The sequence below is a fragment of the Blastochloris tepida genome, assembly GCF_003966715.1.
In the GTDB taxonomy this organism is placed as follows: domain Bacteria; phylum Pseudomonadota; class Alphaproteobacteria; order Rhizobiales; family Xanthobacteraceae; genus Blastochloris; species Blastochloris tepida.
The window spans coordinates 1,868,433-1,886,095 of record NZ_AP018907.1; the positions used below are offsets into that span (position 1 = coordinate 1,868,433).

General features: G+C 68.8%; 19 protein-coding genes. 4 read left to right on the forward strand and 15 right to left on the reverse strand.

Features of this window, described 5'->3' with window-relative positions:
• Positions 1 to 143 precede the first annotated feature (143 nt).
• The 5 genes from BLTE_RS08540 to BLTE_RS08560 form a co-directional block, all read right to left on the reverse strand.
• A complete protein-coding gene (locus BLTE_RS08540; protein WP_126399341.1) occupies positions 144 to 1,676 on the reverse strand; it encodes an acyl-CoA carboxylase subunit beta in 1,533 nt (510 codons plus the stop codon).
• A 318-nt stretch (positions 1,677 to 1,994) separates the two neighbouring features.
• The gene (locus BLTE_RS08545; protein ID WP_126399343.1) at positions 1,995 to 2,795 is read right to left on the reverse strand and encodes an ATP12 family chaperone protein; all 801 of its coding nucleotides are present in this window, start codon (positions 2,793 to 2,795) and stop codon (positions 1,995 to 1,997) included.
• A 246-nt stretch (positions 2,796 to 3,041) separates the two neighbouring features.
• On the reverse strand, positions 3,042 to 3,716 hold the full coding sequence (locus tag BLTE_RS08550; protein WP_126399345.1) for an HAD-IA family hydrolase: 675 nt from the start codon (positions 3,714 to 3,716) through the stop codon (positions 3,042 to 3,044).
• Positions 3,713 to 3,964: a hypothetical protein gene (locus BLTE_RS08555; protein WP_126399347.1), complete on the reverse strand. Its 252-nt coding sequence runs from the start codon at positions 3,962 to 3,964 to the stop codon at positions 3,713 to 3,715. Before BLTE_RS08555 ends, BLTE_RS08550 begins: the two co-directional genes overlap by 4 nt.
• A 29-nt stretch (positions 3,965 to 3,993) precedes the next feature.
• A complete protein-coding gene (locus tag BLTE_RS08560) occupies positions 3,994 to 5,346 on the reverse strand; it encodes an RluA family pseudouridine synthase (protein WP_126399349.1) in 1,353 nt (450 codons plus the stop codon).
• A gap of 265 nt (positions 5,347 to 5,611) precedes the next feature.
• Between BLTE_RS08560 and rpmG the strand changes: the two genes are divergently transcribed.
• Positions 5,612 to 5,779 carry a 50S ribosomal protein L33 gene (gene rpmG, locus BLTE_RS08565; protein WP_126399351.1) on the forward strand — a complete coding sequence of 56 codons (168 nt, stop codon included), beginning with the start codon at positions 5,612 to 5,614 and terminating at the stop codon, positions 5,777 to 5,779.
• A 111-nt stretch (positions 5,780 to 5,890) separates the two neighbouring features.
• Here the strand turns inward: rpmG and BLTE_RS08570 are convergent, their stop codons facing one another.
• Together BLTE_RS08570 and BLTE_RS08575 are read right to left on the reverse strand one after the other, a co-directional pair.
• Complete coding sequence (locus tag BLTE_RS08570) at positions 5,891 to 7,096, reverse strand: acetate/propionate family kinase (RefSeq protein ID WP_126399353.1); 1,206 nt, start codon at positions 7,094 to 7,096, stop codon at positions 5,891 to 5,893.
• Positions 7,093 to 8,508 (reverse strand): bifunctional enoyl-CoA hydratase/phosphate acetyltransferase, encoded by a 1,416-nt coding sequence (locus BLTE_RS08575; protein WP_126399355.1) that lies wholly within the window; start codon positions 8,506 to 8,508, stop codon positions 7,093 to 7,095. Before BLTE_RS08575 ends, BLTE_RS08570 begins: the two co-directional genes overlap by 4 nt.
• A gap of 1,079 nt (positions 8,509 to 9,587) precedes the next feature.
• Here BLTE_RS08575 and BLTE_RS08580 point away from each other — a divergent pair.
• Positions 9,588 to 9,830, forward strand: a complete 243-nt coding sequence (locus BLTE_RS08580; protein WP_145988185.1) for a hypothetical protein — start codon at positions 9,588 to 9,590, stop codon at positions 9,828 to 9,830.
• 90 nt (positions 9,831 to 9,920) lie between these two features.
• Here the strand turns inward: BLTE_RS08580 and phnN are convergent, their stop codons facing one another.
• The 8 genes from phnN to phnG all read right to left on the reverse strand — a co-directional run bounded on the left by phnN (position 9,921) and on the right by phnG (position 16,264).
• On the reverse strand, positions 9,921 to 10,496 hold the full coding sequence (phnN, locus tag BLTE_RS08585) for a phosphonate metabolism protein/1,5-bisphosphokinase (PRPP-forming) PhnN (protein WP_244600206.1): 576 nt from the start codon (positions 10,494 to 10,496) through the stop codon (positions 9,921 to 9,923).
• A 62-nt stretch (positions 10,497 to 10,558) separates the two neighbouring features.
• Positions 10,559 to 11,707, reverse strand: coding sequence for an alpha-D-ribose 1-methylphosphonate 5-triphosphate diphosphatase (locus BLTE_RS08590; protein WP_126399361.1), 1,149 nt, complete (start codon positions 11,705 to 11,707; stop codon positions 10,559 to 10,561).
• A 13-nt stretch (positions 11,708 to 11,720) separates the two neighbouring features.
• A complete protein-coding gene (gene phnL, locus BLTE_RS08595) occupies positions 11,721 to 12,413 on the reverse strand; it encodes a phosphonate C-P lyase system protein PhnL (RefSeq protein ID WP_126399363.1) in 693 nt (230 codons plus the stop codon).
• A 7-nt stretch (positions 12,414 to 12,420) separates the two neighbouring features.
• Positions 12,421 to 13,197 carry a phosphonate C-P lyase system protein PhnK gene (gene phnK, locus BLTE_RS08600; protein ID WP_126399365.1) on the reverse strand — a complete coding sequence of 259 codons (777 nt, stop codon included), beginning with the start codon at positions 13,195 to 13,197 and terminating at the stop codon, positions 12,421 to 12,423.
• Positions 13,190 to 14,098: an alpha-D-ribose 1-methylphosphonate 5-phosphate C-P-lyase PhnJ gene (locus BLTE_RS08605; protein ID WP_126399367.1), complete on the reverse strand. Its 909-nt coding sequence runs from the start codon at positions 14,096 to 14,098 to the stop codon at positions 13,190 to 13,192. Before BLTE_RS08605 ends, phnK begins: the two co-directional genes overlap by 8 nt.
• Complete coding sequence (locus BLTE_RS08610) at positions 14,095 to 15,180, reverse strand: carbon-phosphorus lyase complex subunit (protein WP_126399369.1); 1,086 nt, start codon at positions 15,178 to 15,180, stop codon at positions 14,095 to 14,097. The genes BLTE_RS08605 and BLTE_RS08610 overlap by 4 nt, the downstream gene beginning before the upstream one ends.
• Entirely contained in the window at positions 15,180 to 15,800 is a 621-nt protein-coding gene (phnH, locus tag BLTE_RS08615; RefSeq protein ID WP_126399371.1) for a phosphonate C-P lyase system protein PhnH, read from the reverse strand. The genes BLTE_RS08610 and phnH overlap by 1 nt, the downstream gene beginning before the upstream one ends.
• Complete coding sequence (gene phnG, locus BLTE_RS08620; RefSeq protein WP_126399373.1) at positions 15,797 to 16,264, reverse strand: phosphonate C-P lyase system protein PhnG; 468 nt, start codon at positions 16,262 to 16,264, stop codon at positions 15,797 to 15,799. The genes phnH and phnG overlap by 4 nt, the downstream gene beginning before the upstream one ends.
• 121 nt (positions 16,265 to 16,385) lie before the next feature.
• Between phnG and phnF the strand changes: the two genes are divergently transcribed.
• Both phnF and BLTE_RS08630 read left to right on the forward strand, forming a co-directional pair.
• Positions 16,386 to 17,126 carry a phosphonate metabolism transcriptional regulator PhnF gene (gene phnF, locus BLTE_RS08625; RefSeq protein ID WP_244600166.1) on the forward strand — a complete coding sequence of 247 codons (741 nt, stop codon included), beginning with the start codon at positions 16,386 to 16,388 and terminating at the stop codon, positions 17,124 to 17,126.
• A 115-nt stretch (positions 17,127 to 17,241) separates the two neighbouring features.
• Positions 17,242 to 17,553 (forward strand): hypothetical protein, encoded by a 312-nt coding sequence (locus BLTE_RS08630; RefSeq protein WP_126399377.1) that lies wholly within the window; start codon positions 17,242 to 17,244, stop codon positions 17,551 to 17,553.
• Positions 17,554 to 17,663: the final 110 nt, after the last annotated feature.

Genomic DNA, 17,663 nt, shown 5'->3' on the forward strand with positions numbered 1-17,663 from the left:
AACAAGGTCTGAACGAAACGAAGGCGCCCGCCGGTCGATGTCAGCCGGCGGGCGCCTTCTCATATGTTTGGTTTACCGGGTTTTCGCCGGCCCGCCCGGGTGGCCCGCCAAGGCCGGCCTCCTCCGCTGTTGAGCCGAGCGGCTCAGAGCGGCAGGTTGTCGTGCTTCTTGGGCGGCTGTTCGAGCTTCTTGGTGCGCAGCATGGCCAGCGCCCGCGCCACGCGCAGGCGGGTGGCGTGCGGCATGATCACCTCGTCGATATAGCCGCGCTCGGCCGCCACGAACGGCGACAGGAAGCGCTGCTCGTACTCCTCGGTACGCTTGGCGATCTTCTCGGGATCGTCCATGTCCTGGCGGAAGATGATCTCGACCGCGCCCTTGGCGCCCATCACCGCGATCTGCGCCGACGGCCAGGCATAGTTGACGTCGGTGCCGATGTGCTTGGACGACATGACGTCGTAGGCACCGCCGAACGCCTTGCGGGTGATCACGGTGACCAGCGGCACGGTGGCCTGGGTGAAGGCGAACAGGAGCTTGGCGCCGTGCTTGATCAGGCCGCCATATTCCTGCGCGGTGCCCGGCAAGAAGCCCGGCACGTCGACGAAGGTGACGATCGGGATCTCGAAGGCGTCGCAGAAGCGCACGAAGCGCGCCGCCTTGCGCGAGGCGTCGGCGTCGAGCACGCCGGCCAGCACCATCGGCTGGTTGGCGACGATGCCGACGGTGCGGCCCTCGATGCGGCCGAAGCCGGTGACGATGTTGCGGGCGAAATTGGCCTGGATCTCGAAGAAATCGCCCTCGTCCACGACCTTCAGGATCAGCTCCTTCATGTCGTAGGGCTTGTTCGGGTTGTCCGGAACGATCGTATCGAGCGAATAGTCGATGCGCTCGGGATCGTCGAAGGACGGCCAGATCGGCACGCCGTCGCTGTTGTTGGACGGCAGGAAGTCGAGCAGGCGGCGGATCTGCAGCAGGCACTCGACGTCGTTCTCGAACGCACCGTCGGCCACCGACGACTTGGTGATGTGGACCTGGGCGCCGCCCAGCTCCTCGGAGGTGACGGTTTCATTCGTCACCGTCTTCACCACGTCCGGGCCGGTGACGAACATGTAGGACGAGCCGCGCACCATGAAGATGAAGTCGGTCATCGCCGGCGAGTAAACGTCGCCGCCGGCGCACGGGCCCATGATCACCGAGATCTGCGGCACCACGCCCGAGGCGATGACGTTGCGCTTGAACACCTCGCCATAGCCGCCGAGCGCGGCCACGCCCTCCTGGATGCGGGCGCCGCCGGCATCGAACAGGCCGACGATGGGCGCGCGCACGCGCAGCGCCAGCTCCTGAATCTTCACCATCTTCTGGGCGTGCGCTTCCGACAGCGAGCCGCCGAACACGGTGAAGTCCTTGGCGAACACGCAGACGGTGCGGCCATTGACCGTGCCCCAGCCGGTGATCACGCCGTCGCCGGGAACCTTGGTCTTCTCCATGCCGAAATCGTCGCAGCGATGCTGGACGAACATGTCGAACTCTTCGAACGAGCCGGGATCGAGCAGCAGCTCGATGCGTTCGCGGGCGGTCAGCTTGCCGCGGTTATGCTGCGCCTCGATGCGCCGGGTGCCACCGCCAAGACGCGCATGGGCACGCCGCTCCTCAAGCTTCTCCAGAATGTTCTTCACCGTCATCTCCTGCCCGCGTGGCGCCGCGGGTGCTTAACACCAACAGCCGGCGACGCAAATCCCTCCTTGGGACGATCAGGGGTGTTCAAGCGCATCTCCGGTCGCAGCATGCCGATCAACCGGTTGCGCGACGGATGATCGGCGCGGCACCGCCCTCGGCGGTACGTGCAGCCGCAATCCGGCTTCCGGCTGATCAAGCCGGGGTACGGCATCGCAATCGCCGAAAATCCCGTTATCGAACAAGAGGTTTTCGGCGAGACCGTTTCCGGAATCCCAAAGGGATCAACCGGAAACCGTGTAACATGATGCGCCGAGCGGTCAGCGGACGTCGCGGATCACCAGAACCGCGGCGTCCCACTCCTTCCGGCGGAAGGCCCGCCGCGCCATCGCCTGCTCGTCGCGGCCCCAGAACGCCATCTGCCAGTCCTCGTCGACATGGACGGCATCCCAGGCGGCCTCCGGATCGAGCGCATCCTGCGCCACCGCCAGCGCGATCAGCGCCGAGCCGGCGAGCGCCGTCAGCGTATAGAGCGCGCCCAGCGCGAAGGGCGGCACGGCTTCCACCGCCCGGCGCACCGATTCGATCGCCGGCCCGGTCTGGGTGACGAACATCACGCCCTCGGCCAGCATGAAGCGGGCGCCGAGCCGCTCGTGGGCGAACGCCAGCACAGGATCCCAGACCTCGGCCTGCCGCGCCACCAGCCCGGCCGGCTCGGCAGCGCGATAGCAGACGAGGTCGGAGCCGGCATATTTGACGATCTCGTCGATGACGGCCTGCGGCTTGCCCTCGCCGACCACCTCGTCGAGCGTGACATTGGCCAGCCGGGTCAGCGGCATGGTGGCGGGGTCGATCACCTGCTCCTGGGCCGACCATTCGGCGGCCAGCGCCTCGGCCAGCGTACGGGTCGGCACCGCCAGCGGCCGGCCGCGCGGCGTCTTGGGGGTGCGGCCGTCGAGCCGGACGGCCCAGCCGTCCGGCTCCTCCTCCACCGTGACGGCGGCATAGAAGCGCTTGGGCAGTTGCGGCCGCATGGCGCGCTGGGCGGCGCGCATCGGGTCGGATTCCGGCCCCTGGTCCGGTCCATCCAGATCGGCGAGAAGGTCGCGGATATTGCTCATGCTGTTCGGTTTCCGGTTGATCAACTCGGAATGGTGGCCGGCTGGGAACCGCCTTCTTTCCCTCTCCCCTTGCGGGAGAGGGTGGCGAGCGGTCGAAGATCGTGAGGCGGGTGAGGGGTAAACCTTCCAGCATCAGCCGTATGCACCCCTCACCCGGCCCGACCTCGCTTCGCTCGGACGGGCCACCCTCTCCCGCGAGGGGAGAGGGAAGAAAGAAGGCGAGTTCATCACCCGGAAACGGCTCGGTCAGCCGGGTTTCGTGTCGCACAGGCGCTCGAACGCCGGCAGGAAGGCCGCGAAATCGTCGAGCACCACATGGGCGCCGGCAGCGGCCAGCGCCGCCGGCGGATGATAGCCCCAGCCGGCGCCGATCGGCAGGGCGCCGGCCGCCCGCGTCATCTCCATGTCGAAGGTGGTGTCGCCGAGCAGCACGGTCTCGGCCGCGCCGGCCCCGGCCTCGGCCATGGCGGCGAGCACCATGTCGGGCGCGGGCTTCGAGGGATGGTCGTCCGCCGTCTGCACGGTGGCGAAGATGTCCGTGAACCCATGCAGCTCCAGCATGCGGTCGACGCCGCGGCGCGATTTGCCGGTGGCAAGGCCGAGCGTCACGCCCTCGCGCTGCGCCAGCGCGTCGATCACCGCCATTGCACCGGGAAACAGCGGCGCCTGCTGGGCCGGATCGGCGCTCAAGCGGAAGAACGCCTGCTTGTAGGCGTCGGCGAAGCTCGCGGCCGGAAACGCCGGATCGTCGCCCGCCAGGATGGCGAAGGCCTGCGGCAGCGACAGGCCGACCACCGACAGGATGGCGTTGCGCGGCGGCGGCGGGCGGTCGTGTGCCTGATAGGCGCCCTCCATCGCCGCGACGATGAGGTGCTGGCTGTCGATGAGGGTGCCGTCGACGTCGAACAGAACCAGCTTCACGGCTTGCCCGCCCGCTCGCCCGAGGTTTCGCCGTCCGCGTCCTCCAGGCGGCGCAGCAGGCGGTCCTGCGCCTCGGCCAGGGCGTTGATGCGCCCGCGCAGCACCTTGACCTCGGCCACCAGCTCGCCGATCCGCGGATCGCGGAAGGATGCGAACCACGGCGCGCGCCGGGCGAACACCACCACCATGCCGGTGAGCATCAGCACCAGGACGGCCACTGCGATCAGGCTGAAGGACGAATCGGACATCGGTGCAAACCCGTGTGTGCCGCGAACGATCACTCGTCCGGCGCATCCTCGATGGGATCATAGCGCTTGGCATCGAAGCCGAGCAGGTTCCACGACTGCGCCATGTGGTCCGGCAGCGGCGCGCTGACGTCGATCGTGCCGCCGCGCGGATGGGGAATGACGATGCGCCGTGCGTGCAGGTGCAAGCGGTTCTGCATGCCGCCCGGCAGATCCCAGTTCTCGACCTCGAAATATTTCGGGTCGCCGACGATGGGGTGGCCGATGGTCGCAGCATGGACGCGCAGCTGATGGGTGCGGCCGGTGACCGGCTTCATCGACAGCCAGGCGAGCTTGGTGCCGGCGGTCTCCACCACCGCATAATAGCTGACGGCGTGCGAGGCCCCCTCCTCGCCGTGGCGGGCGACGCGCATGCGCTCGCTCTCCTCGCCCTCGCCGCGGGCGATGAAGGTGGAGACGCGGCCCTGCTTGGGCTTGGGCACGCCCTTGACCAGCGCCCAATAGATCTTGCGCGCCCCGCGGGCGCGGAAGCTCTTCGTCAACTCGGTCGCCGCCTTGCGGGTCTTGGCGATGACGAGGCAGCCGGTGGTGTCGCGGTCGAGCCGGTGGACGAGGCGCGGCCGCTCGCCGCGGGAATCGGCCAGCGCCATCAAGAGGCCGTCGACGTGGCGGGTCATGCCGCTGCCGCCCTGCACCGCGAGGCCGAACGGCTTGTTGATCACCATCACGTCGGCGTCCTCGAACAGCACCAGCGGCGCCAGGGTCGCCCGCGCCTTGGCGGCGGCCTCGCTGTCGCGCTGGGGCTTCGGCGCCAGCGACAGCGGCGGCAGCCGCACCTGCTGGCCGGCATTGATGCGGTCCTTGCCGTCGGCGCGCTTGCCGTCGAGCCGCACCTCGCCCTTCCTCACGATGCGCTGGATGTGGGCGAACGACAGGCCGGGGAACTTGGACTCGATGAAGCGGTCGAGCCGCATGCCGGCCTCGTCCGGCTTGACGCCGACCACCTGCACCGAGGTGGTGATCGGCACGGGCTCCGGCTGCGGCTCGGCGCGCACGGGCCGGGTGGCGGGCGGCTTGGTACCGAACGGCTTGGCACCGAACGGCTTGGCGGCGGCGGGCTTGGCGGCGGCGGATCTGGCGCGCGTGGGGTCCGCCGTCCGGGTGCCCGGACCTTTCGGATTCGCGCCGTTGGGTTTCGCGCCTCTTGCGCCCGCACTCTTGGGGCCGGCGCTCTTGGGGGCGGCGCCTTTGGCGTCCGTGCCCTTGGGGCCGAACGGCGGCTTGACGCCCTTCCCGTCCGGCCGGGTGCTGCGATCGTGGCCGCGCGGCCCGGCGATCTGCCGGCCGCCGCCCGGTTGGCGCGGCCCCTGCCGCCCGCTTCTCATGATGCCCCTCCGCACCGGCGCGCGCCGGCCGGCGCGGCGATGACAGGCTTGTGTCCGTTGGAAACCATGGCGGGGCCATAGCACGCCGAGGGCCCCCGCGAAACGCGCGATTCTGCCCCGCCCCGGCTGCCGGCCGGCGCGCAGGAACCGGCAAAATGCCGCCCTTCGTGCGCACGCGATCCTTGACAATGCGGCGCGCGCCAATAGGGTGCCGCAACTTCGCAGAACTGCGCGGCGCCGGCTGGGCGCGCGAGAGGGTTTGACAATGGCCAAGGCCGCAACGATCAAGATCAAGCTCGTGTCGACCGCCGACACCGGCTATTTCTATGTGACGAAGAAGAACTCGCGCACCATGACCGAGAAACTTGCCAAGAAGAAGTACGATCCGGTCGCGAAGAAGCACGTCGAGTTCAAGGAAGCCAAGATCAAGTGATCGGCAACAGCTGATCGCCATCAAAAAAAGGCGCCGCTTGGCGCCTTTTTTATTTGGCCGGATGGCCTCGAACCAGCCGAAGAGCGTCGTTCCTCCGTATCGGAGGCGAAATCAGGCGATCAGCCGGCCCGGCACGCCGAGCCCCAGCAAATGGATGGTGTGGCGGGCGATCATCGCCTCCTCGTCGGTAGGGATGACGAACACCTTCACCTTCGAATCGGCCGACGAGATCACCGTCTGATTCCGGTCATTGGCGGCGGGGTCGAGCGTCACGCCGAGCCACTGCAGGCCGCCGAGGATGCGGGCGCGCACGCGCGCGGCGTTCTCGCCGATGCCGGCGGTGAACACGAGCGCATCGACGCCGCCGAGCGCTGCCGCCAGACTGCCGGTCTCGCGGCGGACGCGATAGACGAAGTGCTCGATCGCGTCCTTCGCCTGGGGATCGTCGGAGGTCTCCAGCACCCGCAAATCGTGCGACAGGCCGGACATTCCCTTGAGCCCGGAATTGCGGAACAGCAGGTCGGCGACCTCCTTCGTGCTCATGCCCTTCTGGTCGATCAGATAGAACAGGACGCCGGGGTCGATCTGGCCGCAGCGCGTGCCCATCGGCACGCCGTCGAGCGAGGAAAAGCCGAGCGTGGTGGCGACCGAGCGGCCGCCCTTCACCGCCGCCATCGAGCAGCCATTGCCGAGATGGGCGATGATGACGCGGCCCGCCGCCTCCAGCGGCGCGATCTCGGACAGCCGGCGGCCGACATATTCATAGGACAGGCCGTGGAAGCCGTAACGGCGCACGCCCTCCTCATAATAGCTGCGCGGCAGCGCGTAGCTCTCGGCGACGAACGCCTGGGTGCGGTGGAACGCGGTGTCGAAGCACGCCACCTGCGGCGCATCGGGAAAATGTTCGCGTGCCGCGGCCACGCCGGCCAGATTGTGCGGCTGGTGCAGCGGCGCCAGCGGCGTCAGCCTGGCGAGATCGGCGACCAGCGCGTCGTCGATGAGCACCGGCTTGGTGTGGTCGCGCCCGCCATGCACGATGCGGTGGCCGACCCCCTCGACGCGCACGCCCGGCAGCTCCTCCTCCAGCCAGCCGATGATCTCGGCGAGCGCCGCTGCGTGGCTGTCGGGCCCCTCCCCGGCCGGCCAGACGCGATCGATGAGCGGCTTGCGAGCGCCATCGACCGCCTTGCAGTGGACGCTCGCCCCGAGCCCCTCGATCTGGCCGATCAGCCGGCACTGCGGATGGGCGGCCGCCTCGAACACCGAGAACTTGATCGACGACGAGCCGGCATTGATGGTGAGGACGACGCCGGTCATTCGGCGGCCGCCTTGGTGGCCAAGAGCGCGTGCGGGCGGCCTTCGCGCCGCCAGTAGTCGTAGAGCAGCGCGAGCGCGCAACTGGCGAGCCGCGACTTGTCGTTGTCGGCCCGGCTGGTCATGATCACCGGCACCCGGGCGCCGACGACGAGGCCGGCGCCCTCGGCATGAGCCAGGAAGGTGAGTTCCTTGGCCAGCATGTTGGCCGATTCGATATTGGGGGCGATCAGCACCTGGGCGCGGCCGGCGACCAGCGAGGTGATGCCCTTGGTGCGGGCCGCCTCCATGTCGATGGCGTTGTCCATCGCCAGCGGCCCGTCGACCACGCCGCCCTTGATTTGGCCGCGCTCGGCCATCTTCGACAGCACCGCCGCATCGAGTGTCGACGGCATCGCCGGATTGACGGTCTCGACCGCCGACAGGATGCCGACGCGCGGCTTCTCCATGCCCAGCGACAGCGCCACGTCGATGGCGTTCTGGACGATCGACACCTTGGTCTCGAGGTCCGGGGCGATGTTGATGGCGGCGTCCGAAATGATCAGCGGATGCGGGACGCCCGGACAATCCATCACGAAAACGTGACTGATGCGGCGGCCGACCCGCAGGCCGCCATCCTTCTTGACGACGTGTTCCAAGAGCTCGTCCGAATGGATGGCGCCCTTCATCACCGCGCGGGCGCGGCCCTCGTGCACCATGGCGACGCCGCGGGCGGCCGCCTCGTGCTCATCCTCGATATCGACGATCTCCAGGCGCGAGATGTCGGCGCCGAGCTGGCGGGCGCAATCGAGAATGCGCGCCTTCGCGCCGATCAGGATCGGCACGCACAGCCCGGCCTCAAAGCCCAGGATGGCGCCGCCCAGCGAATTCTTGTCCTCCGGCGCCACCACCGCGGTCGGCACCGGTTCGAGATCGCGGCACATGGCGATCATGCGGTCGAACTGCTGGTGGCGCTCGACCAGAAGCTCGGGAATCTCGTGCGGCGGAAAGGTCAGCTTCACCACCGGCGCATCGACCTCGGCGACGCCGTCGGCCACCAGCGTGCCGTCGGCGAGCGAGACGCTGGTGTCGAGCACCACGCAGGGCTTGGCCCGCTTCTCCTTCACCCGCACCCGGATCGTCAGCTCGTCGCCGACATGGACGCGCGACAGGAAGCGGAAGGTCTGGCCGCGATAGAGCGTGCCCGGCCCCGGCAGCAGATTGCCGAGCACCGCCGACACCAGCGCCCCCACCCACATCGAGGGTGCGACGGCATCGTCGCGCCCGTCGTGGTCCTCGTCGCGGCCCGGCAGGTGCATCGGGTTCAGATTGCCGGACGCATGCGCAAACACGTAAAGGTCGTTGGCGGCACAAACGCGTCTGGTCGAGGCCTCGTCGCCGACTGCAAGCTCGTCCCAGGTCCGGTTTGCGTTCATAGCGATCTTCACGCGTCACCTCTTTGAATTCTGGCCGCAGCCGGTGTGGCCGCGGCAGGGTCGTTCGTCTTCGCCGTCAGCGCCCGCCGGGGCACGGTCCCCGGCCTTCGCATCTGCGGGTTCGCACGCGGACGTTCGCAGCCGTGCTTTCGCATCTGCACGATCGCGCCGCCGCGCTTCTCTTCACACGCAACTGTCCTAAGCAAAACGATTAAATTACCGATGACGAGCCCGCATGGCATATATGCGCAGTATGCCTATGTTGCACTGCGGCAAAAACTCGACTCCGCGGATTCGGGTGTGGCGGCCGAGCGGCAACGGCCCGGCATCCGGGGGATTCCTTCGGGATTCCAGAGGCATCGCGCCGGAACGCTCGGGCCGAGTCCCCTCGGGCCGGGTCCGCTCGGGGCGGGTCCGGCGCCTGCCCGGCGACACGGCGGCTGTCCGCAGAAGGCGATCCGAACCGCGGCGGGCGACTGTGGACAGATCGGCCGGAGGTCCCACAACCGGCCCGCCCAGCATTCCTCGCCGAAGGCGGGAATTTTAACAACCATTACGCGAGGAAGATCGTTCCCGGCCGCATGCCCGTTCAACTGCCAAGCCACCCAACTCCATTTGCGGCAGGCCAATTTTCGCCGCGGCGCGTAGCACGAGGACGTTGCTGCGCAGCAGTGTCCGCAGCGGGGACGCCCACAACCGAAAGTATAGAGACCTCGAATCAGTGAAATTGGAAATGGTGAATGTACTCTTAATAGTTGTCAACTGGCCTTGCTTTATCAAGACACAATTGTCTTGAACAATCTCAAAATTCATGCGTGGCCGCGCCTTCCCGCCTGTTCACGCTGGATAATGTTGGTACCATGAGAAGCAATTATTGATCCGGCTCTCGACACATGCAGCTTTCCGGTTGTGGGTGCGGCAGTGCTGCCAGGGATTGCTAGCTGCAGCTGGGCAGGCGGTTTATGATGATGCTGTGTTCATGCGTCCCGCCGCTGTGTCGAGGTGTCCCACCATTGCGTCGAGATGTTTCTTTAGCGTCGCAGTCGGACATGAGGGCGGCTATGTTCAAGGAAAAGCACGTGATCGAACCTGAAAAACCGCCGTCGAGCCTCGTCGTTCTTGAGGCGGTTCTGCTGATGATGATCTCCAAGTCGATGGCCGACCCCGAAGACATCGCCGACGCTCTGGAAGATGCCGCGGACGCGCTCGCGTTCGACCACCAGACCGCCGAAGCGAATCATGTCTATCGTACCGCCAAGTCGATCCGCGCCGCCGGCCGGAAGGAGACCAAGCTCACCCGCTTGGCCATCGTCTCCCCCTGAAGCATTTCCGGCTGCACCGGCCCTGCCTCGCGAATATCGCGTACGTTAATCGTCCGATCCGTCCAGTCCTGTCCTTCGCGACCACTGGAGTCAGGCGCGCTCCGCAAAGCCGCCGCAAGCCCGGCCCGACTGCCGGCCGTCCAGCAGGGCGGTGAGGAACGCGACGAGTTCAGCCGCGGCCGTCTCGCGCGCGCCGCCATTGACGATCTCCACATCCTGCGGCGTGAGGCCGACCTGAACCGCCACCCGCTCGATGCGGCTCGCGCCGGTCTCCATCGCCTCCGAGGCGCGGTGGCGGGCGGCACGGCGGGCCGCCAGCACGTCCGGCGGCGCGGTGACATGGACCAGCCGCGCGTCCTGGTAGCGGACGCGGGCCAGCATCGCCACGTCGCGCGAGATGTTGGCCACCACCACGCGCCCGGCGCGGATATCGCCGTCGATCTCCACCGGCAGGCCGTAATCGTGGCCATGGGCGTGCCAGGACAGCGCAAACGCCCCCAGCGCGGCCGACCGCACGAATGCCTCCGGCGTGGTCGACAGATGATCCTCGGACTCGTCGCTCGGCCGGGTGACGACGCGCCGGACGAACACCACATCCGCCCGGCCGGCCAGCGACGAGCGCGCCAGAGCGATCAGCGTGTCCTTGCCCGCCCCGCTCGGCCCCATCACGCCGACGAAGATCCCGGGTCCGAGGCCGCCCGGCCGCGATGTTTCCGGTCCCCGCATGGTTACAGAACCCGTTTGCCGTCGCGCCACACCGTGCGCACCACCGGCACGCCCAGCCTGACATCGACCTGAACAAGGTCGGCCCGCCTGCCGGCGGCGATCTCGCCGCGGTCGTCGAGCCCCACGGCTTCCGCCGGCGTGCGGGTGACGGTGCGCACCGCCGCCGCGAGGTCGATGCCCGGCACCGCCTCCGGCAATTGCAGCGCCGCCATCAGCAGGCTTGAGGGCACGTAGTCGGACGACAGGATGTCGAGCACGCCCTGCGCCGCCAGATCGACGGCGGCGACGTTGCCGGAGTGCGAGCCGCCGCGCACCACGTTCGGCGCGCCCATCATCACCTTGACACCGGCTTGGTGCAGCGCCGCCGCCGCCTCCACCGTCGTCGGAAACTCGGCAATGGCGACACCGTCGCGCGCGGCCTCGGCGACGTGCTCGGCCGTGGTGTCGTCGTGGCTCGCCAGCGTCACGCCATGCGATTGCGCCAGCGTCACCAGCCGCTCGCGATTGACGAGGGCGTAGCGCTCGGCCTGCGCCTTGCGGTGGGCGAACAGACGGTCGAGCTCGGCATCGGTCATGCCGCCGGCCTTGCCGCGATAATAGGTGCGCAGCTTGTCCTCGTCGCGGAACTGGCGCTGACCGGGCGAATGATCCATCAGCGACACCAGCCGCACGTCCGGGCGCGGCATCAGCACGGCCGCGTCCTCCACCACCGAGCCGGTCGGCACCTCGCAGCGCAGATGCAGGAAGTGGTGGGCGCGCAGCATGTCGGCGTCGCGGGCCTGAGCGATGGTGTCGGCGAGCAACTCGGCGTGGCCGTCGGCGTCTCCGCCAAGGCTTTCCTCGCGCCACACGCGCAGCGAGTCGAGCACGGTGGTGATGCCGCAGGCGGCAAGCTGCGCATCATAGGCCACCACCGCGGCGAGCGCGTTCCACTTCACCTTCGGCCGCGGCAGGAAGTGCGCTTCGAGATGATCGGTGTGCAGCTCGACGAGGCCCGGCAGCAGCAGGCTGCCTCCGAGGTCGAGCCCGCGCTCGGGCGGCTTGCCCTCCCCCACCTCAGCAATGCGGCCACCCGACACCGCGACCCAGCCGCGCTCAACGACGCGATCGGCCAGGACGATGTCGGCGTTGGAAAGAACGAAAGCGTTCATGATGTCCTCGGGATCAGGCAACGGCGAAGGCGCGCACATCGAGCGTACGGTCGGCGACGCTCGCGCGCACCTCGTCGTCGTGGAAGATGCCGACCAGCGCCGTGCCCATTGCCGTCTTGTCGCGGATCAGTCCGATGACGGCGTCGCGGTTGGCGCCGTCGAGCGAGGCGGTCGGCTCGTCGAGCAGCAGCAGCCTGGTGTCGGCGATGAAGCCGCGCGCGATGTTGACGCGCTGCTGCTCGCCGCCCGAGAAGGTTGCCGGCGGCAGGTGCCACAGCCGTTCCGGCAGATTGAGGCGCTGAAGCATCATGGCGGCGCGGTCGCAGGCCTCGGCGGCGTCGATGCCCCGAGCGCGCAGAGGCTCGGCAACGATGTCGAGCGCGGCGACACGCGGGATCACCCGCAGGAACTGCGACACGTAGCCGAGCGTGGCCGCGCGCAGCGCCAAAATCTCGCGCGGGCTGGCACTCGCGACATCGATCATTGCCGCGCCGTCATCGATCAGGATGCGGCCCGTATCGGTGCGGTAATTGCCATAGATCATCTTAAGGATGGAGCTCTTGCCGGCGCCGGACGGCCCGCCCAGCGCCACGCATTCGCCGGCCGCTACCCGAAACGACACGCCCGCCACCACCGGCAGCGTGAGGCCGCCGCGCAGATGCAGCGTGAAGCTCTTGGCGATATCCTGAACGTCGAGAACCGTCATCGTGTCCTCATGACTGCAGCACCGACGACACCAGAAGCTGCGTGTAGGCCGCTTGCGGATCGTCCAGCACCTGATCCGTCAGCCCCTCCTCGATCACGCAACCTTCCTTCATCACCATGATGCGATGGGAGAGCAGGCGCGCCACCGCGAGATCGTGGGTGACGATCACCGCGGCAAGGCCGAGATCGGCCACCAGCGAGCGGATGAGGTCGAGCAGGCGCGCCTGCACCGACACGTCGAGGCCGCCGGTCGGCTCGTCCATGAAGACCAGGCGCGGCCCGGTGACGAGGTTGCGGGCGATCTGCAATCGCTGGCGCATGCCGCCGGAAAAGCTCTTCGGCGAGTCGTCGATGCGGTCGGCGGCGATCTCGACCCGCCCCAGCCAGTCGGCGGCGGTACCGCGAATATGTCCGTAGTGACGCCAGCCCACCGCCATCAGCCGCTCGCCGACATTGGCGCCGGCGGAAACCGCCATGCGCAGCCCGGCCTCCGGCGACTGGCGCACGAAGCCCCAATCGGTGCGCAGCAGCAGGCGCCGCTCGGGCTCGCTGAGTTCGGCGAGATCGCGCAATCTGCCGTCGCGCATCGAATAGCGCACGCGGCCGGCGCTGGGTGCAAGCTCGGTCGAGAGCAGGCCGAGCAGCGTCGATTTGCCGGAGCCGGATTCGCCCACCACCGCCAGCACCTCGCCGGCATGCAGCGTGAACGACACGTCGCGGCAGCCGAGCCGCGCGCCGTAGAATTTGGTCAAGCCCTCGGCGACAAGCAGCGGTTCCTCACGCATCCGCGCCCTCCCCGCTCTCGATCGGATTGCCGGCGAGACGGCCGCGATGGCCCGCCGCCTGCCGGCCGTTGCAGAAATCGGTGTCGGAGCACACGAACATGCGCCCGCCGCGATCATCCAGAATCACCTCGTCGAGGAACACGCCGGCCGCCCCACACAGCGCGCACGGTTCGGTGAAGCGCTGCGGCGCGAACGGGTGGTCCTCGAAATCGAGGCTGACGACGCGCGTGTGCGGCGGCACCGCATAGATGCGCTTCTCGCGGCCGGCGCCGAACAATTGCAGCGCCGGGCAATCGTCGAGCTTGGGATTGTCGAATTTCGGGATCGGCGAGGGATCCATCACATAGCGGCCGTCCACCGTCACCGGATAGGCGTAGGTGGTGGCGATCTCGCCGAAGTGGGCGATGTCCTCGTAGAGCTTGACGTGCATGGTGCCGTAGTCGGCGAGCGCGTGCAGCTTCCTCGTCTCGGTCTCGCGCGGCTCCAGGAAGCGCAGGGGTTCGGGGATCGGCACCTGATAGACCAGGATCTGATCGGCGCTGAGCGGCGTTTCCGGCACGCGGTGGCGGGTCTGGATGATGGTGGCGTCCGTCGTGCGCGTGGTGGTGGCGACATTCGCAACGCGGGTGAAGAAGCCGCGGATCGCCACCGCATTGGTGGTGTCGTCGGCGCCCTGGTCGATCACCTTCAGCACGTCGTCCGGGCCGATGATGGCGGCGGTGACCTGCACGCCGCCGGTGCCCCAGCCGCGCGGCATCGGCATCTCGCGGCTGGCGAACGGCACCTGATAGCCGGGAATGGCGATGGCCTTGAGAATGGCGCGGCGGATCGAGCGCTTGGTGTGCTCGTCGAGATAGGCGAAATTGTAGGCGGCGCCTTCGGTGGTGTTCGGCTCGCTCATTGCGCGGCCTCCTTCAGCGCGGCGGCATCCCATTCCGCGCGCAGGCGGCGCAGCAGATCGAGTTCCGACTGGAAATCGACATAATGCGGCAGCTTGAGGTGCTCGACAAAGCCGGTGGCCTCGACATTGTCGGAATGCATGATGACGAATTCCTCGTCCTGGGCCGGCGCGCTCACCTCCTCGCTTAGTTCGGCGGCGCGCAGCGCGCGATCGACCAGCGCCATCGCCATCGCCTTCCTTTCGCAATGGCCGAAAGTGAGGCCGTAGCCGCGGGTGAATTGCGGCGGCGCGTCGCCCGCGCCCTTGAACTGGTTGACCATCTGGCATTCGGTGACGGTGATGGTGCCGAGCGTGACGGCGAAGCCCAATTCCTCGACGAAGATCTCGACCTCGACCTCGCCCATGCGGATCTCACCGGCGAACGGATGGCTGCGGGCGAAGCCGCGTTGGGTGGAATAGCCCAGCGCCAGCAGGAAGCCCTCGTCGCCGCGCGCCAGCGCCTGAAGCCGCAGATCGCGGCCGATCGGAAAGGCCAGCGGCTCGCGGGTGAGGTCGCCGGGCTCGACGCCATCGTCGCGCGGCGACGGCTCGATCAGGCCCTGCTCGCCCAGGAGATCGGTGACGCGCGGCACCGCCTCCTCGCGCGGCTCGCCCAACGCCGGTTCGGGCGGCGCGAAGCCGTCGAGCGCGCCGTCGATCAGCCGATGGGTGTAGTCGAAGGTCGGCCCGAGGATCTGCCCGCCCGGCAGATCCTTGAAGGTCGCCGAGATGCGGCGGCGGATGGCCATGGCGGACGTGTCGAGCGGCTCGGTGGCACCGAGGCGCGGCAGCGTGGCGCGGAAAGCACGCACCAGGAAGATCGCCTCGACCAGATCGCCGCGCGCCTGCTTGATCGCCAGCGCCGCAAGGCCGCGGTCATAGAGCGAGCCCTCGGTCATCACCCGATCGACGGCGAGCGCAAGCTGACCCTCGATCTGCGCCGCCGACACTTCCGGCACGTCCGGATCGCCGCGCCGCTCATGCGCCATCAGCCGGTGGGCATTCCGGATGGCGGCCTCGCCGCCCTTGACCGTGACATACATCAGGCCGCCTCCACCAGTCGCACCGAGCGCGGCAGCGCCATGATCCGGTCGGCCGTGCACAGCACGAGATCGACCCCGCGCGGGAACATCGCCTGGTTGGCCGTGAGCCGTTCGGCGAAATCGGCCGGCAGCGGCGAGGCCGCGAAGTCCGCGGTGCCTTCGAGGCCGGGACCGGCCAGGGTGAGCGGCGGGCCGGCGAAACGCTCGACCTGCACCAGCAGCGTCGCCGAGCGGTCGGGATAGGCGTCCGAGCCTTGCGCGAACGCGTCGAACGGCGGCATGGCGCGGGAATCGGACACAAGCGCGAACGCGGCCTCCGCCGGATCGGCGACGATCGGCGCGCCGGCATGAAAGCGCAGGAACGCAGCAATGTCGGGCGATGCCGCCAAGGGCTGATCGAGCCAAACCGGCGTGTCCTGATCGGCGAGCGTCAGCGCCAGCGCGGCCAAGGCCGGGGTCATCGGCGCGGGTGGCGCAAGCTCGCTCGCCAGCGCCTCGATGCGGCCGGGCCGGGCCATCGCCGCCATCACCGTGCGGAATGTGCGCTGGGCATCGAACACCGGATCGGCAAAGCCGGGCGCCAGCGCCACCGACGCGAGAGTCACCGTGCCATCGCTCATGACGCGGCCTCCTGATTGTCGCCGCGGGTGACGGTGAAGAACTCGACGCGGGTGGCCGCCGCCTCGGCGGCCGCCTTTGTCGCCTGCGCCGCCAGCCGTGCGCGTACCGGCACGAGCAATTCGGCCTCGACGCGCGGGCGTGTTGCCGCGTCCTGCCACAGCGCATCGAAGATGGCGGCGAGCCGCGCCCGCTCCGGCGCGCGGCCGAGCAGATAGGCGTGGCCGACATGGCCGGACGCGAGCCGCACCGCCGCCCGCGTCACCGTCGCCTCGCCGAGATTGAACGGCGCGCCGTCGCCGCCGATGCGGCCACGCACCATCACCAGCCCGCAGGCGGCCTTGCGCAGGTCCGCCACCGCGGGCTTGCCCGGCCATGCCGCCCAGGCGGCCTCAAGCTCGCCGGCCTCGGCGGCAGCGAGGAGCGCCATGGCGGCGCGGCGATCGGCAGTCTCGTCCCTTGTCATCACACCGGCATCGATCTGGCGCTACTGGACAAGCGCGCGTTCTTGTCTACTAATGCGAACCACCTGTCTACTGATGTAGACAAGTTTGCCCGCCGTCCAATGAACCTTCGGTGACATGGCCGTGCCGATCGATCTTGACCGCCCCCCTGTCGACCGCGGCTCCGGCGTCTCGCTGTGGCGGCAGATCGCCGAGCGCATCGAGTGCGAGATCACCACCGGCGCCTATCCGCCGGGCAGCCTGCTTCCCTCCGAGAGCGAGCTGACCGAACGCTTCGGCGTCAACCGCCACACCGTGCGCCGGTCGCTCGCGGTGCTGGCCGAGAAGGGTCTGGTGCGCTCGGTGAAGGGTCGCGGCAGCTTCGTCGAGGAGGCGCCGCTGCCCTACCCGATCGGCCGGCGCGTGCGGTTCTCCGAGAATGTGATGGCCGCCGGACGGGCGCCGCGCGGCCGGCTGCTCGGCGTCGCCACCGTGGTCGATGCCGAGCCGACCCGCCGCCTCGGCCTGCCAGCGCGCACGCCGCTGCTGCGCATCGAGATGGTGTCGAGCGCCAATGGCGTGCCGCTGTCGCGGTCGACCTCGTGGTTCGAGGCCGCACGCTTCGCCGGGCTCGAGGCCGAGCTGCAGCGCACCGGCTCGGTCAGCCGCGCCTTTGCCGCCCACGGCATCGCCGATTATGCGCGGCTGGAAACGGCGATCTCCGCCCGCCTCGCCGATCCGGCCGAGCAGGAGCTGCTGGAGCTGCCGACCGGCCGCGTGGTGCTGGTGGTCGAGGCGCTGAACGCCGACGCCGACGGCCGGCCGATCCAGGTGCAGCGCACGCGCTTCGCCGCCGACCGCGTGCACCTCGTCGTGAACAGCTGAGGCCCAGCCGCCCGGAACCTCTCCGCCCGGCGGCGCGTTGCTGCCGTCAACCCCGCGCCGGCTTGCCGCCGGAGCGTCCTGAGCGAACGAAGGGGCTGCGGAGCGGGAGGACCACATGACGACCCTTCGCAGTCTGACGTTCGGCGCAGCCTTTGTCGTGGCGGCGTTGGCGGCGCAGCCGGCCGTCGCCCAGGCGCCGCCCTTCGGGCCCGACTGCCGTCAGGTGATGGCGCGAACGCACGGTACCGTGTGGGTCGGCACCATTCGCGGCCAGCACGAGGACATGTGGGGCTCGGTCGAGACGCGGTTCCAACGCTCGTGCTTCTCCAGCCGCGCCGCCTGCGAGAAATGGCTCTACGACGCCCGCACCTACTATTCGCTGAATTTCGACAACGATCTGTGCCGGCCGATGCAGCCGCGGCGGTGAGCGGCTGGATGCGTCACGCGAGAGCCAGGCTGTCATCCCGGGCGGAGATAAGACCCGGGATCGTCCGCAAGAAAAGACACCATTTCCTGCAAACGGTCCCGGGGCGCGGG

Coding starts and splice junctions, on each gene's coding strand:
- rpmG (WP_126399351.1), top strand. CDS start 5,612: ATGGCCAAGGCCGCAACGATCAAGATCAAGCTCGTGTCGACCGCCGAC.
- BLTE_RS08570 (WP_126399353.1), bottom strand. CDS start 7,096: ATGACCGGCGTCGTCCTCACCATCAATGCCGGCTCGTCGTCGATCAAG.
- phnN (WP_244600206.1), bottom strand. CDS start 10,496: ATGGGGCCGAGCGGGGCGGGCAAGGACACGCTGATCGCTCTGGCGCGC.
- phnK (WP_126399365.1), bottom strand. CDS start 13,197: ATGCGTGAGGAACCGCTGCTTGTCGCCGAGGGCTTGACCAAATTCTAC.
- BLTE_RS08560 (WP_126399349.1), bottom strand. CDS start 5,346: ATGAGAAGCGGGCGGCAGGGGCCGCGCCAACCGGGCGGCGGCCGGCAG.
- BLTE_RS08610 (WP_126399369.1), bottom strand. CDS start 15,180: ATGTATGTCACGGTCAAGGGCGGCGAGGCCGCCATCCGGAATGCCCAC.
- phnL (WP_126399363.1), bottom strand. CDS start 12,413: ATGACGGTTCTCGACGTTCAGGATATCGCCAAGAGCTTCACGCTGCAT.
- BLTE_RS08630 (WP_126399377.1), top strand. CDS start 17,242: ATGACGACCCTTCGCAGTCTGACGTTCGGCGCAGCCTTTGTCGTGGCG.
- BLTE_RS08605 (WP_126399367.1), bottom strand. CDS start 14,098: ATGAGCGAGCCGAACACCACCGAAGGCGCCGCCTACAATTTCGCCTAT.
- phnG (WP_126399373.1), bottom strand. CDS start 16,264: ATGACAAGGGACGAGACTGCCGATCGCCGCGCCGCCATGGCGCTCCTC.
- phnH (WP_126399371.1), bottom strand. CDS start 15,800: ATGAGCGATGGCACGGTGACTCTCGCGTCGGTGGCGCTGGCGCCCGGC.
- BLTE_RS08545 (WP_126399343.1), bottom strand. CDS start 2,795: ATGAGCAATATCCGCGACCTTCTCGCCGATCTGGATGGACCGGACCAG.
- BLTE_RS08590 (WP_126399361.1), bottom strand. CDS start 11,707: ATGAACGCTTTCGTTCTTTCCAACGCCGACATCGTCCTGGCCGATCGC.
- BLTE_RS08555 (WP_126399347.1), bottom strand. CDS start 3,964: ATGTCCGATTCGTCCTTCAGCCTGATCGCAGTGGCCGTCCTGGTGCTG.
- BLTE_RS08575 (WP_126399355.1), bottom strand. CDS start 8,508: ATGAACGCAAACCGGACCTGGGACGAGCTTGCAGTCGGCGACGAGGCC.